The sequence below is a fragment of the Comamonas sp. 26 genome, from assembly GCF_002754475.1.
In the GTDB taxonomy this organism is placed as follows: domain Bacteria; phylum Pseudomonadota; class Gammaproteobacteria; order Burkholderiales; family Burkholderiaceae_C; genus Comamonas.
Genome location: NZ_PEFL01000001.1, coordinates 1156738 through 1171455, shown reverse-complemented (window position 1 = coordinate 1171455; position 14718 = coordinate 1156738). Strand labels below are relative to the sequence as shown.

The 14718-nt window shown below is 58.8% G+C and carries 12 protein-coding genes and 1 pseudogene; 8 read left to right on the top strand and 5 right to left on the bottom strand.

Annotated features, from left to right (window positions below; genetic code table 11):
* The first annotated feature begins 51 nt into the window (after positions 1-51).
* The 3 genes from CLU84_RS05360 to CLU84_RS05350 all read left to right on the top strand — a co-directional run bounded on the left by CLU84_RS05360 (position 52) and on the right by CLU84_RS05350 (position 4749).
* A complete protein-coding gene (locus CLU84_RS05360) occupies positions 52-1869 on the top strand; it encodes a glutamine--tRNA ligase/YqeY domain fusion protein (RefSeq protein WP_099736299.1) in 1818 nt (605 codons plus the stop codon).
* A 338-nt stretch (positions 1870-2207) separates the two neighbouring features.
* The gene (locus tag CLU84_RS05355) at positions 2208-3620 is read left to right on the top strand and encodes a YdgA family protein (RefSeq protein WP_099736298.1); all 1413 of its coding nucleotides are present in this window, start codon (positions 2208-2210) and stop codon (positions 3618-3620) included.
* 265 nt (positions 3621-3885) lie between these two features.
* Positions 3886-4749 (top strand): peptidoglycan DD-metalloendopeptidase family protein, encoded by an 864-nt coding sequence (locus CLU84_RS05350; RefSeq protein ID WP_369826803.1) that lies wholly within the window; start codon positions 3886-3888, stop codon positions 4747-4749.
* Between the two features lie 111 nt (positions 4750-4860).
* On the opposite strand, the gene CLU84_RS05345 is transcribed toward CLU84_RS05350, so the two are convergent.
* Complete coding sequence (locus tag CLU84_RS05345) at positions 4861-5367, bottom strand: DUF2242 domain-containing protein (RefSeq protein ID WP_099737875.1); 507 nt, start codon at positions 5365-5367, stop codon at positions 4861-4863.
* A gap of 392 nt (positions 5368-5759) precedes the next feature.
* Here CLU84_RS05345 and CLU84_RS05340 point away from each other — a divergent pair, with 392 nt between their 5' ends.
* On the top strand, positions 5760-6584 hold the full coding sequence (locus CLU84_RS05340; protein WP_099736297.1) for an META and DUF4377 domain-containing protein: 825 nt from the start codon (positions 5760-5762) through the stop codon (positions 6582-6584).
* A gap of 441 nt (positions 6585-7025) precedes the next feature.
* Here the strand turns inward: CLU84_RS05340 and CLU84_RS05335 are convergent, their stop codons facing one another.
* Positions 7026-7373, bottom strand: coding sequence for a hypothetical protein (locus tag CLU84_RS05335; protein ID WP_099736296.1), 348 nt, complete (start codon positions 7371-7373; stop codon positions 7026-7028).
* 310 nt (positions 7374-7683) lie between these two features.
* Between CLU84_RS05335 and CLU84_RS05330 the strand changes: the two genes are divergently transcribed.
* Positions 7684-9003 carry an MFS transporter gene (locus CLU84_RS05330; protein WP_369826852.1) on the top strand — a complete coding sequence of 440 codons (1320 nt, stop codon included), beginning with the start codon at positions 7684-7686 and terminating at the stop codon, positions 9001-9003.
* A 101-nt stretch (positions 9004-9104) separates the two neighbouring features.
* Here CLU84_RS05330 and CLU84_RS05325 read toward each other — a convergent pair whose 3' ends face one another.
* Both CLU84_RS05325 and rarD read right to left on the bottom strand, forming a co-directional pair.
* On the bottom strand, positions 9105-10100 hold the full coding sequence (locus tag CLU84_RS05325) for a diaminopimelate dehydrogenase (RefSeq protein WP_099736294.1): 996 nt from the start codon (positions 10098-10100) through the stop codon (positions 9105-9107).
* A gap of 79 nt (positions 10101-10179) precedes the next feature.
* Complete coding sequence (rarD, locus tag CLU84_RS05320) at positions 10180-11070, bottom strand: EamA family transporter RarD (RefSeq protein WP_099737874.1); 891 nt, start codon at positions 11068-11070, stop codon at positions 10180-10182.
* Between the two features lie 32 nt (positions 11071-11102).
* Between rarD and CLU84_RS22625 the strand changes: the two are divergent.
* A pseudogene (locus tag CLU84_RS22625) lies at positions 11103-11147 on the top strand (hypothetical protein); the annotation flags it as partial.
* Between the two features lie 185 nt (positions 11148-11332).
* Positions 11333-12091, top strand: coding sequence for a pseudouridine synthase (locus tag CLU84_RS05315; RefSeq protein ID WP_099736293.1), 759 nt, complete (start codon positions 11333-11335; stop codon positions 12089-12091).
* 67 nt (positions 12092-12158) lie between these two features.
* Here CLU84_RS05315 and CLU84_RS05310 read toward each other — a convergent pair whose 3' ends face one another.
* Positions 12159-13181 carry a DHH family phosphoesterase gene (locus CLU84_RS05310; RefSeq protein WP_099736292.1) on the bottom strand — a complete coding sequence of 341 codons (1023 nt, stop codon included), beginning with the start codon at positions 13179-13181 and terminating at the stop codon, positions 12159-12161.
* 293 nt (positions 13182-13474) lie between these two features.
* On the opposite strand from CLU84_RS05310, the gene CLU84_RS05305 reads away from it, so the two are divergent.
* A complete protein-coding gene (locus CLU84_RS05305; RefSeq protein WP_099736291.1) occupies positions 13475-14671 on the top strand; it encodes a M20 aminoacylase family protein in 1197 nt (398 codons plus the stop codon).
* The last annotated feature ends 47 nt before the right edge of the window (positions 14672-14718 follow it).

The window sequence follows — 14718 nt, the reverse complement described above, 5'->3', positions numbered from 1 at the left end:
CAGTGTCCGCAGGTCAACACGAGGTCATGGCAGCCAGCCTAAAATGGTGCAATGAGCTCTGTTGACGCCTCCAAATCCACCAACGCCGCCCCTGAGGCGGTCAAGCCCACCAACTTTCTGCGCCAGATCATTGAATCCGATCTGGACAAAGGCACCTATGCCACCCGCCACTGGGGCGGTACGCCCGGTGATGCCCAGCACCACCAGAGCGGTCAGGTCGATCAGGCCAAGATCCGTACCCGCTTCCCCCCTGAGCCCAATGGTTATCTGCACATTGGTCATGCCAAGGCCATCTGCCTGAACTTTGGTCTGGCCCGCGACTACGGCGGCGTCTGCCACCTGCGCTTTGACGACACCAACCCTGAAAAGGAAGAGCAGGAATATGTAGACAGCATCATCGATGCCGTCAAATGGCTGGGCTTTGACTGGAAAGATGCCAGCGGCAACGACAACCTATACTTCGCCAGCAACTACTTCGACTTCATGCACCGCTGTGCGGTCTACCTGATCGAGCAAGGCCTGGCTTACGTGGACGAGCAGTCTGCCGACGACATGAAGGCCAACCGCGGCGACTTCACCCGTCCTGGCGTCAACAGCCCCTTCCGCGATCGCAGCGTGGCAGAAAACCTGCAGCGCTTTGCCGACATGAAGGCCGGCCTGCTGGCCGATGGCGCTGCCGTGCTGCGCGCCAAGATCGACATGGCTGCGCCCAACATCAACCTGCGTGACCCCGCTATCTACCGCGTGCGCCATGCAGAGCACCACAACACCGGCAACCAGTGGTGCATCTACCCGATGTATACCTTCGCGCACCCTATTGAGGACGCGCTGGAGCACATCACCCACTCCATCTGCACGCTGGAGTTTGAGGATCAGCGCCCCTTCTACAACTGGCTGCTCGACCACCTGCGTGAAGGCGGCCTGATTGACTCGCCACAGCCACGCCAGTACGAGTTCTCGCGCCTGAACCTGACTTATGTGATCACCAGCAAGCGCAAGCTCAAGCATCTGGTGGACAACAACTTGGTCACGGGCTGGGATGACCCCCGCATGCCCACCGTGGTCGGCCTGCGCCGCCGTGGCTACACGCCCGCATCCATCCGCAACTTCTGCGAACGCATTGGCGTGACCAAGGACTACGCCTGGATCGACTACGGCACTCTGGACGGCTGCCTGCGAGAAGACCTGGAAAACAAGGCCCACCGCGCCATGGTCGTGCTGGACCCGGTCAAGCTCGAACTCAGCAACTGGGCCGAAGTGTTTGGCAGCGCCGACTATCTGGAGCCTTGCACCCTGCCTGCCCTGCCACACCCCGCTGAAGGCGAGCCTGTGACCGAGCGCCACTTCAGCATCGGCCGTGAAGTGTGGATTGAGCGCGAAGACTTTGTCGAAGAACCACCCAAGGGCTACAAGCGCCTGTTCCCCGGCAACAAGGTACGCCTTAAGGGCGGCTATGTGATCGAGTGCACCGGCTGCGAAAAAGACGCCGACGGCCACATCACCAAGGTGCTGGCCACCGTGGTGCCCGACACCAAAAGTGGCACGCCCGGTGCGGACAGCGTCAAGGTCAAAGCCGCCATCACCTGGGTGGGCGTGAGCGACGGCCTGCAAGCCGAAGTGCGCCTGTATGACCGCCTGTTCACCGACGCCCAGCCTGATGCGGGCGGCAAGGACTTCCTCGCATTGCTGAACCCCGACAGCCTGAAGGTGGTGACGGCCTATGTGGAGCCTTCGCTCAAGAGCGCCCAGCCCGATGACAAGTTCCAGTTCGAGCGCTTTGGCTACTTTGTGGCTGACCGCAAGGACCACAGCGCTGAAAAGCCCGTGTTCAACAAGATCACCGGTCTCAAGGACAGCTGGGGCAAGTAAAGCTGCTTGCGTTTAAACTTTGATAAAGGCTGCCGAGAATTTTCGGCAGCCTTTTTTATTTTCAAGCTGCCAGCATTGCATCCCAGGCACCTGAAATACAGACCTGAAGCACGGTTCTGAGTTTCCGCAGCCATACACAAAAATTGACTTTCTCCGAACCCAGATAAAAATCAAATACCAGCGGTATTTAAATTTTGTACTTTCAAAGCAGCGCCACAAAACTTTGTGAAATTGCTTAATTACGCCTTTTTCTTTCTAGAATCAATTTCTTTATATTAACTATCAAAGTTAATCAACTAATCCATTAAAAGCTTTTCATCAATCATCAAAGGGAAGAAATGAACAAGAAAGCAGGCATCGGTATTGCCGCGGCGGTGGCCGTGGTCGTCGCAGGCGCTCTGGGCACCAGTTATTACATGGGCGGCCAACTGCAGCAAAGATTTACTGAAGGCCTTGCCAAGGGCAGCGACTACGGCGTCAAGGTTCAGATCACCAGCTACGAGCGCGGAGCATTCTCCTCCACCGCCAAGACCATCTGGACGCTGGAAAATGACAATGAACCCACGCAATTCACTGCCGAGCACACAATCAGCCACGGTCCTTTGCCTCTGGGCCATGCTGCCGAAATTCATACTCGCTTCAATCTTCCCGATGATGTGGAACCCGCGCTGAAGACTGCGCTCAATGGTCGCTCGCCGCTAGAGGTCGCCACCAAAGTTGGCTGGGGCCGCAGCAGCTCCAGCGTCATGACTTCGCCCGCCGTAACAGCCAAGGTCAATGACAGCGATATGACCTGGGGCGGCATGAAGATCGACTGGGACATGCCCGCCAACCTGAAGGGCGCCAAAGGCACAGGGCATTTTGCAGGCCTGGAATTCAAGGATGCCGAAGGCAGCGCAACGATGGACAAGGCCGAGATTCGCTTTGACATCAAGCAGCCCGAAGGCCAGAAATTCTGGACCGGCCCGTTTGCCATGAATATTGCCAAATTTGCGACCAGCAAGATTGAAGACGGCAAGACCTCGGCCAGCCACTTCGAAGGCATCAGCATGGACTCGGACACCCTGCTCAAGGGTGATGTGGTTGAGATGACACTCAAGTCAGGCATCAAAAACGCCAAGCTGGAAGACAAGCAGGCCAACGATCTGGTGCTGGATATGGCCTTTAACAATGTCGATGCGGGCTGGATCAACCAGGCCATGGAGATGAGCAAGCGCATGCAAGCTCAACGCGCCGAGGGCGAAGAAGCAACGGACGATGAAGACGAAATGTCCGGCGATGACTTGCGCGAAAAAATGCTCAAATCGCTGACACAGGCTCTGGCGCGCCAGCCGTCGATTGAAATCAAGCGCCTGTCCATGCGCACACCCGAAGGCGTGAGCGAGTTTTCTGCAGCCGTTAAATATATGGGTGATGGCGAAAAAATGGGCAATCTGCTCAAGGACCTGAAGGTCAGCGTCAAGGCCGATATACCCAAGCCCCTGGTGGAAAGCCTGATCCAGTCGCGCAAGCGCGCCAGCCTGATCGCCAATCTGGACGATGAAAACGATTACAAGCCCGAAGAGATTGACTCCACAGCCAAGCTTCAGACTCAGGGCAGCCTGGAATTGCTCACGAAGGAAGGTATTTTTGAAGACCAGGACGGAAAAATTCGCACCGAAATTGTCTTTGCCCAGGGTGAAATTCAGGCCAATGGCAAGCCTCTGAGCCAGGAAGGCACGGCCATGCTGATGACCGAGGCCATGGAGTAAATGGCAAAAACCAAGGCATGAAGATGGTGACTTTAATCGCCATCGTGGCGGTGATTGCGATCATCGCCTTTCTCATCATGCGTTAAACATCCGGACAGTTTGGCCCTGCTGCGCACGCCCAACAAGCGCGCGCAGCTATTCATTAAGAGCAAATCTTCTGCACACCTCGGGCACCATCTGTGCTGACGGCGGCTTCCCCCGTGCTATCGTTCCTGTATCAGCCAGCGCTTGATAGATATGGGCTACAGCCCTTTTTTAATCAAAGATGAACATGAATACAGCTCTTGAACGCCGCCGCCTGCTGCAATGGATGGGCCTGACAGCAGGCATTGCCAGCGCCCCCGCATGGGCTGCCAAAGCCGCGCAAAGCGACAGGGTCTGGCCACAAGACAGCCGCGTGCCCGGCGGCGTTGCCCGCCTTTCGCTAGGCCCTGCATCGACCCGCCCCAAGTTCAGCTACAACGATGCGCCCGCGCTGGTACTTGGCGACATGATTGAGTGGACGGCGCTGATCGGCATTCCTCTGGCAACCGCACCCGGCGAATACACCCTGCCCGTGGAAATGGACGGCCAGTTGCGCGACAAGCGCCTCTCGGTGCAAGACAAGAAATATGTGGAGCAGCGCCTCAAGGTCTCTCCTAAGACCGTGGACCTATCTCCCGAAGACAACACCCGCTATGAACGCGAGGCAGCCCATCTCAAGACGGTGATGACCAGCCTGAGCCAGCCGCTGCCCATGGCTGCCAGCCTGCAAATGCAAGTGCCTGTGCCCGGCCGCCGCTCCAGCAGCTTTGGCCTGCGCCGCATCTTCAATGGCCAGGCCCGCAATCCGCACAGCGGCATGGACATTGCTGCACCTACGGGCACGCCGGTGAAGGCTCCGCTGCCCGGCAAAGTCATTGATGTGGGCGATTATTTCTTCAACGGCGGCACGGTCTGGCTGGACCATGGCGGCGGCCTGCTCAGCATGTACTGCCACCTGAGTCAGGTGAACTGCAAGGTCGGCGACATGCTGCAAACGGGCGACCCATTCTGCAAGGTCGGCGCTACAGGCCGCGTGACCGGCCCCCACCTGCACTGGAGCGTGATGCTGAACCGTGCCATGGTGGACCCGGCTCTGTTTATTTAAGCGGAACTCACAACCACAAAAAAGCGGCTTTTAAAGCCGCTTTTTGCTATGCATTTGATATAGGTACCGCAAACCCATCAAGCGCTGCAAGCCAATTCAGCCTCAAGGCACTCAAGGCGTTTCTTTGTCCTGCTTGAGATAGCTTTCCAGCAGCTCAAAAAAGCTGTCGTAAAAGCTGCGCCTGGAAATGGTCTCGCTGCCAATCTTGACCAGCGAGTCCGTGCTGGAAGAAAACGGCAGAGACAGCGAGCCCAGCGCACTCACACCCACACTGGCCGAGTTGGCGCTTTTCTTGAGTGTGTACCGATCTTGCAATGCCGTGGCAAAACCCAAACTGACCTGACCATCGCTGGTCTGCGGCACACAGACCACACGGAAGTTGATTTCCAGATTCGTCTCGACATTCGGCTGGAAGTTTTTGCGCCCCTCAATCAGCTCCTGAGTCCTGGCCGTAGCAATATAGCCTTGGCTCAGCAATGCCCGACGCGCCGCCTCGCAGGTCTGCGCAGGCGTCGCATCAAAACCGCGAGAGAACGTGGAGCTTGAATCAAAAGTCTCTTGCAGCGGCTCATGCACCGTTTGGGAGGTGCCGCAAGCGCTCAAAAGACCGACCAGCAAACTGGCAAGGCCCAGATTCAAAATACTCTTTGCAGACAAAGCAACTCCACCTAAGCGCACACAATTTCCTTGATACCGAGACCTGCGCGGTGCGCACCCTCAGCGCTCAAGGGTAGCAGCTTGACAAGTCCTTGCCCGGCGAATCGGTGCCGGAAATACGGATTTTTGCCATATTTACAGCGCCTTCACGACATGCACCAAGCTTGCTAACCGCCCCTATAGCCATCACCGCTGCATTTACTGACAATGTGAACGACTCAAATCGCCAAAGTGCTCACCGCATTCGGTTAAGGTCATAGAGGTACACGGGGAACTGATATCGTCAACACGACTCTGATGCCTCAGACGCAGCTTGCTGCCATCTCCCCCTATTTCACATTGAAGGAATCCTCATGAAATTTCGCTGGACCTGGTGCCTCCCTCTAGTTGCCTCCATGACGCTGGCCGCCTGCGGCACGACTAGCGGTGGTGGCGTCAGCAAGCCTGGCCCCAACGGCCCTGCTGGCGATGCCTCATCTCTGACGGCTTACCACTGGAAGCTGCAACAAGCTTTCACTCCCGCTGGTGCCGAAGACCAGAGCTGGTTTCTGAGCGGCAACCAGGCGCCTATCGAGCTGGAATTTGCCGACCAGCGCGTCATGGTCAAAAACCTGTGCAATGTCATCTCTGCAGGCTATAGCGTTGAAGGCCAGCGCCTGAACGTGCAACGCAGCGTCAGCACACTGCGTGCCTGCAACGACAGCCAGCTCATGATGCTGGAGCAAAAAGTCGCCCGCATCCTGCCCACGAGCAAGCAGTGGAATGTGCAATTGGGTGGAAGCACGCAAGAGCAGCCCCGCCTGACTGTTCAGTTCATCGACGGCACACGCTGGCAGCTCAGCGGCAAGCCCACCCCCCAGACGCAGTACGGCAGCGCGCCCGAACGCATCTTTCTGGAAGTGGCACCCGAGCGCAAAGCCTGCAGCCATGGTGTGATTAAGGATTACCAATGCCTGCAAGTGCGTGAAATCCGCTATGGCGAAAACGGCGTCAAGACCTATACCGGCCCATGGGAAAATTTCTACAGCGAAATTGAAGGCTACAAGCACGAAGCAGGCGTGAGCAACGTGCTGCGCATCAACCGCTTCAAGCGTCAGAACGTGCCTGCCGATGCATCCAGCTATGCCTATGTGCTGGACATGGTGGTCTCTTCCTCCATTGCCGACAAGCGCAAATAAACCAGCGCAGCCTGCACAAAAAGCCGACCACAGCGTCGGCTTTTTTTGTTTTTGGCAGCCGTTGAAGAGTGCCAATGTTTCACACCCCCTGTCTCAAGCTTGATTGATGCCCACATGGAGAAATTCTCCTTTGATCAAAGCGACTTAGCTAGTGCTGCGCAATCGATATCAGAGGCATAAGTAGCTCTACGGGTTATACCCAGTCACTGTGGAGCGTCCTGTGGACAAGCCCCTCTGGAACGCCGTAAACCCGCACCAGCACTGGCGCAAAGGCCTGCGATCAAAAATTACGCAGTGACGCACCTTTGTCCTCATGTTTCACGGACAAAAAAAAGCCGACACCTTTCGGATGCCGGCAAGAGAGGAGAGACACTGACCTCACACACAAAAACCAGTTCAGACCTCGCCGCTGCCACAAGGCTTTAGCGAGAGCCGAAAAATTCAACGCAGACGGAAGCGGCCTTCCACAAACATGGAAGAGCGATGACCTGTTTCACACTGCTCATCGGCGTAGGACCAGAAGGCCTGAACCGTGCCCTTGGCGGAGTCGATGACCTGGCTGACGGTAAAGCCGGTTTTTTCGATCCAGTTGAGGAAGTGCAGGTGATCGCTGAGCTGCAGATAGCTGAGCTTTTCACAGCCTTTGGATACATGGCCCTGGGAGTCCACCACGCGCCAGCGCATCTGCCCCTTGGCGGTGTAGCGAACTTCGGCATGACTGTCCGGGAATTCAATGACTGCTTCGCGCCCCAGAAGCGTTCCGGCGTATTGCATCGAAAGCATGGACATGATGGGACTCCTTGAATGAAAACGTTATCAATCGCAACGCCAGTCTTTTTGCATATAGCTATGGTGAATCTCCGGCGTTTTTCCAGTTGTGGGAAAGACGCTCATGCCACCGTCGGAAAATATTTTTAACAAACTGCGGGATTTCACCCCCTCCGTTTTCTCATCATTTCGCGGCTTTCAGATCTGGTCATCACAAGGCTGACAGTGATCACTTCCTTGCCCATGACTTCTGCAAAGCACAGGGCAATCGCAGATACTCTGCTGTCTGATTTTTTACATTGCTCGGCAGGCGCATCAGCGCAGATCGGCACTGGCCGCCATTCCGGAATTCATCTTGCCAAGTCCCTCGCCTTCCCCTGAATCTGTGCCTAATGCACCCAGTGCTACACCACTACGCGACCCCGCTTTTCTGAGTTTTGTACTGGCGCGCATGCTGACCATGTTTGCGCAGCAGATGCAGGCCGTCGTAGTGGCCTGGCAGGTTTATGACATCACGCGCGAGCCGCTGTCGCTGGCCTATGTGGGGCTGGCGCAGTTCCTGCCCATGATGTGTTTGCTGATACCGGCTGGCGACCTCAGCGACCGCATGAGCCGCAAGCGCCTGCTGACCATCAGCTGGCTGCTGGCTTCGGTCTGCTCGTGCCTGCTATGGCTGCTGTCCCAGAGCGGCACGCAGGATGTGAACTGGATTTACGCGGTGCTGGTGCTGTTCGGCTGCAGCCGCGCCTTCAGCGGCCCGGCGCTGCAAAGCCTGCTGCCGCAAATCGTGGCCCGCGAGCAGCTGGCCAAGGCGCTGGCGACCAACAGCATGCTGATGCGCATTTCAGCCATCGCCGCACCGGTGTTGGGCGGCCTGCTTTATGCGCTGGGCGGCGGTGTATTGACCTATGCGGTCTGCGGTATCAGCCTGATTCTGGGTGCTGCTTTGCTGAGCCAGGTGCCCGTGCGCTTTGCCAACCTCAAAGCGCCCAGCGCTGATGACCAGAGCACCATGTGGCAGCGCTTTGCCGAAGGGCTGCACTTTATGCGCACAAGGCCCATCATTCTGGGCACCATCTCGCTGGACCTTTTTGCCGTACTGCTGGGCGGTGTGATTGCGCTGCTGCCCGTTTATGCGCATGAGGTGCTCAAGGTCGGCCCGCAAGGGCTGGGCCTGCTGCGTTCATCCATGGCCGCGGGCGAGGTGTGCATGGGTCTGTGGCTGGCTTCGCGCCCCATCAACCGCAGCGTGGGCAAGGTGATGTTTGCGGCCGTGGCCGTGTTCGGTCTGGCCAATCTGGTGTTTTCTCTTTCGCACTGGTTTGTGCTGTCCATGCTGGCGCTGGCCGTGGCCGGTGCGGCCGATATGGTCAGCGTCTATATCCGCGGCGCGCTGGTGCAGTTTTCCACGCCAGACCATATGCGTGGCCGCGTGAATGCGGTGAACATGCTGTTCATCGGCTCATCCAACGAGCTAGGCGAGTTCCGTGCGGGCAGCAGCGCATCGTGGTTTGGCGTGATGCCTGCCGCCATTCTGGGCAGCCTGTGCACGCTGGGCGTGGTGGGTGCGTGGATGACACTGTTCAAGCCCCTGCGGGATGTGGACAAGCTGGAAGATGCAGCGCGCGTGGGCACCGGCAAGGAATCCTGATTTGATAGCTGCTTGCACTTAATAGAAAAGCGCTGCAGCCATTTTTCATATAAAAAGCCTCGCAATATTTGCGAGGCTTTTTGACTGAAGGCGCTGAAGACTTACAGCAGCTCAGCGCGCAGCTCGGCAGCGCTCTTGGGCGACAGCATGCCAGGAGCCACGTCAAACACCGTCTTGCAACCATGCTGGCCGGCCTGGGCCATGCGGTGCACGGCACGGGCGTAGGCCACGAGCACGCTGGAGGTGAACTCGGGGTTGCTATCCAGCTGCAGGCGGTACTCGATGACCTGCTTGTTTTCGGCGCTGGTATTGCCGCTGCGAATCACAAAACCGCCATGGGGCATGGCAGCGTGGTCGCGGGCCAGTTCTTCGGCGCTGATGAAGTTGACCGTGGTGTCGTACTGGTCGAAGTAATGAGGCATTTCCACAATGGTCTTGCGCACGGCTTCGGCGTCCGCACCGTCTTTCAGCACCACATGGCATTCGCGCTTGTGCTTTTCACGGGTGCTCAGCTCGGGGCGCACGCCAGAGCGCACCTTGTTCACCGCATCTTCCACAGGGATGGTGTACTGCACGCCGCCAGCCACGCCGTCCACACGGCGGATCGCGTCGGAGTGGCCCTGGCTCAGGCCCTTGCCCCAGAAGGTGTAGGTGGCGCCATCGGGCAGCAGGGCTTCGCCCATCACGCGGTTGATGGAAAACATGCCGGGGTCCCAGCCGGCCGAGATCAGCGCGGTGCACTGACCGCCCTGAGCGGCCTTGTCCACATTGGCAAAGTGCTCGGGGATGCGGGCGTGGGTGTCAAAGCTGTCGATCAGGTTGAAGTGGGCTGCCAGCTCGGGGGCTTGCTTGGGCAGGTCATCCTTGGAGCCACCGCAGAGAATCAGCACATCGACCTGGCCCTTGTGGGACAGCAAAGCATCCATGGCGTGCACGGGTGTGCCGACATTCAGAGGCTGGAACTGCGAAGGGTCGCGACGTGTGTAAATCCCCGTCAGCTGCATGTCGGGGTTCTTGGCGACGGCGGCTTCCACGCCGCGCCCCAGATTGCCGTAGCCAACAATGCCAATGCGAATGGGGGATGTGGTCGATGCCATGACGAGCAATTCCTTCAAAGAGACAAAGAAGCAATTATTGCCGCCAGCGCACCAAATTGGGGCAACGACTGCCTTCATCTCAGTGAAGCCTGTGTGAACGCCCACGCCATAAATGCCAGATGCCATCGCCGATCAGCAAGCCCACGGCGGCAAAGATCAGGACATAAGTCAGCACCTGCTGCGGCGCAATGCTTTCGCCCAACAGCCATGCAACGACGACCAGCAGGGCTGGTTCAACATACGACAGTAGGCCGAACAGGCCCATGGGCAACCAGCGGCTGGCAATCATGTAAAGCGCCAGCGCCACGGCGCTGACCACGCCCAGCACCAGCAGCAAAGGCCACAGCGCCTGGTGATCTGCCACCAGCGGCCAGCTATTGGGTGCGCGCAGCGTAAAGACAATGGCTGCGGGCAGCAGCAAGGCCATATCGACCCAGTGCCCGGCCAGCGTATCGGTGTGCAGCCAGCGGCGTAGCGAAAAATAGACGGTGTAGCCCAGCGCGACAACCCAGGTCTCCCACGACATGCTGCCGGCCTGCCAGATTTCATGGCCCACACCCACGGCCGCCACCAGCGTAGCCAGCGTCTGGACTCGCGTCAGCCGCTCGGCAAACAGCAAACGCCCCGCCACCACCATCACCAGTGGCAGCAGAAAGTAGCCCAGCGACACAGGCAGCGCGCGCCCGTTCATGGGTGCCCACATAAAGAGCCAGAGCTGCACCCCCAGCAATGCCGCGCTCAGCAGCAGTTGCAAGGCAAACACAGGCTGCTTGAACGCCCGCGTCAGCAGCGCACGCACGGCAGCGGCCTCTTTGACCACGCAGAGCAATGCGGTGGTGAAGGGCAGCGTAACCAGCACGCGCCAGCCAAAGATCTGCTCACCATCCAGCGGGGCCAGAAAGGGCGAGAGGTAATACAGAGATGCGAACAGCGCGCACGACAGAACCGAGACGACAACGCCCTTGAAGATCACAGCAAAATACCAAGAAAAAAACGCTTCTAACGCTTATCAATAAAGCGCTAGAAGCTATGAATAAAGAAGCATGACAGCCCATGCAAAATGCCTGCGCCGACCCGCAGCCATTGTCCGCCAGTCCTGCTCTCACCCAAACCGTACGCGGCGCATGACTGCTGCAACTGGCAACACACAAAGCCCGCCAAGGCAAATTCTGCGGTGCTGGGTTAGAGTGCGGCTCGCCCTGTTTTCGCCCTCTGTGACCCGTTGATCTGCCATGACCGAAACCGCCCTGCCCGTCCATCCCCCGCTGCATATCCTTTGGCAGGACGAGCATATGGTCGTGGTCTACAAGCCCGCAGGCTGGCTGGTGCACCGCACAGGGCTGGATGCGCATGAAACCCGGTTTGTGATGCAGACGCTGCGCGACCAGCTGGGTCGCCATGTCTGGCCCGTGCACCGCCTCGACAAGGGCACTTGCGGCGTACTGGTGATGGCACTGCACAAAGAAGCTGCGCAGGCGCTGGCCGCCAGTTTTGCGGCGCACGCAACACGCAAGGAATATCTGGCCGTGGTGCGCGGCTGGCTACCCGCTGCGCTGGAAGTCGATCACGCCCTGAAACCCGACGACGCTCCCGAAGACGCTCCCGTGCAAGAAGCCCACACCGCGCTGCGCTGCCTGTCGCAGCTGTCATGGCCCGAGAGCTATGACGGCCGTCATGCAGAAACCCGCATCAGTCTGGTACAGGCCCTGCCCACTACGGGCCGCAGGCACCAGATTCGCCGCCACCTCAAACACGTGGCTCACCCTATCATTGGCGATGCCACCCATGGCAAAGGCCCGCTGAACCGCTGGTGGGCAGAACGACTGGGCCAGCAGCGGCTGTGGTTGCACGCCAAGGCGCTGGAGATTGCCCACCCCATGAGTGGCGAGCCGCTGCGCTTTGAAGCCGACTGGTCTGCACTTAGCCATGTCCCAGAAGCGCAGAACTGGCAAAAACTGCTGGCCTTGCCGGGCTGGCAAGCCATCGCCTGAAAATTGCATAAAAAAACAGCTTCCAGCGCTTATCCATAAAGCGCTGGAAGCTATGATTTTTTATGAATTAAAGCGCAGCCTTGGGCGTTTCGCGAATCCACTTGCCTTCTTCATCAAACTGCAGGCTAGGCGCAGCGACAAACTCGTACTCGGTTTCGAGATCGGCCCTGAGCCCGCCTTGCAGCAGCTCGACCAGACGCTCATTGGGCATCTTGAAGCCGCAGGCCTGTGCGTGGCCGCCGCCGCCAAAACTCTCGGCCAGCGGGATGCAGTTGAAGTCCGAGCGCGAACGCAGGCCCACCTTGGTGCCCTTGTGATTGGCATGCCACATCAGGGCAAAGCTGCCGCTCTTGCGTGCCAGCAGGTCACCCACCTGGCTGTGGAACATGCCGGGGCAGTTGACCATCAGGCCCTGCTTGCCGTTGAAGACCAGCACCTGAGCACCGTCTGCAATGTCGGCGCACAGCTTCTGAAACTTCTCGTCCATGGCACCGCCACGGGCCATGTAAACGGCTTCCTGCTCGGGCGTGAAGGCGGCAATTTCGGCCCAGCGCTCAAAGCTGCGCACCGGCTCCATGTCCAGCGCGGCGAGGAAGGCTGCGCTTTCGGCAAATTCCCACTTCCAGATATCGCGGTCTTCGATATAACGAATCAGGCCAGGCACAGGCTTGTCGGACTGGAAGAACTCCCAGCCCAGACGCGCGCCAGACTTGTTCATGTCAAAGTGCACCACACCGCAGCGGCACTGGTAGCCGCTGAGCTTTTCAGCCGCGCTCTTGTGGTGATCCAGCAACACGAGCTTGGCCACGCGGGACTCGATCTCGGCCATCAGCACGGGCTCAAAAGCGAAGTCCAGCACGTACACGGCGCGGCCTGTCAGATCGCCCAGATCATCGGCGGTCTGAATCTCACCATGATCGAGACCCCGGAACTCGGCCTGACCTTCATAGAACAACCAGGCAGCCAGCGCTGCACCAAAACCATCGGGGCAGCGGCGGCCATGATAAAGAATGAGTGGATTGGGATCATTGCGATCAGGGCGCACCAGCAACTGCTGGAAAAGGGGGAGTTTGGCGTTCATGGCGGTCATATCCGCCTATTTTCGCCGTTTGCCGTGCAGCGCGGCATTGCGCGGGCTTTGCCGAGGCCAACGCGGGCGCTTCTTAGAGCCAAAAATGGCATGCGTTTTTTAGTAAGTCACCGCTTGCTACTGGCTTGGCTAGCACACGCCTTGAATCCCCTGATGTCGGTATCTACCTAAGCCCCCAGCCTTCGCATACGCCTATGATGGGGGTCTTGCTATTGAAATGCTGCGGTCACCGGCAGGCCCGCCTCGCTCGCTTGCCATGACAGTTATAGCGCTGGGTGCTCCGCGGCCCCTGTATGCGATCTACACCCGATATCACTCCTCACCTCGGCACCCTGCTCAGCTTCCGTCGCGATCTGCACGCAAATCCTGAGCTCAAGTACGAAGAGCACCGCACAGGCGACAAGATCGCCGCATACCTCACCGCCCTGGGCCTGACGGCGCACCGGGGCCTGGGACAGACTGGCATCGTCGCCAGCATTTACGGTAAGGGCCGCAGCAAGGACAACCCCGGTCGCAGCATCGGCATCCGCGCCGACATGGACGCCCTGCCCGTCACGGAAATCAACACCTTTGGCCATATCAGCCAGAACAAGGGCCGCATGCATGCCTGCGGTCACGACGGTCACACCACCATGCTGCTGGGCGCCGCCACGACGCTGGCTCAGCACCCCGACTTTGACGGCACGGTACACCTGATTTTCCAGCCCGCAGAAGAAGGCGGAGCAGGCGCCAAGGCCATGATGGACGACGGCCTGTTCGAGAAATTCCCCTGCGAGGCCGTGTTTGCGCTGCACAACTGGCCTTCGCTTCCCGCAGGGCAGATGGCCGTGCGCGTGGGCCCCATCATGGCCTCCACGCTGCGCTTTCAGATCAAGGTCCACGGCAAGGGCGGCCACGCCGCCATGCCCCACACCACGCTGGACCCGATTCCCGTGGCCTGTGCCATCGTGACCCAGCTGCAGACTTTGGTGTCCCGCAGCACCGATCCGCTGGACTCGGCCGTGCTGACCATTGGCAAGATCACCAGCGGCACCGTGGAAAACATCATTCCCGATGACGCCATCATTGCCGGCACAGTGCGCACCCTGAAAAAGGAAACGCGCAAAATGTTTGTCGAAGGTCTCAAGCGCATCAGCAGCCATGTGGCCGCCGCCCATCTGTGCACGGCCGAGTTCACGCTGCGTCCCGGTGCGTACCCCAACACCACCAACCACGCCAGGGAAGCCAAGTTCATGGCCGCCGTGATGCGTGAAGTGGTCGGCAATGACAACGCGTTTGACGACGTGCTGCCTGCCATGACCTCCGAAGACTTCGGCTTCATGCTAGAAGCCGTGCCCGGTGCCTATGGCTGGATTGGCAATGCCAAAGGCGATCAGCCCGGCGTGAGCCTGCACAACCCGGCCTACGACTTCAACGATGACAACATCGGTCGCGGCTCCAAGTTCTGGGATTTGCTGGCACGCCGCTACTTTGAGCAGCCTGCCGCCTAAGGCATTTAGCCCACTACGCTATTCATAGCTTCTAGCCCGCATCCAGC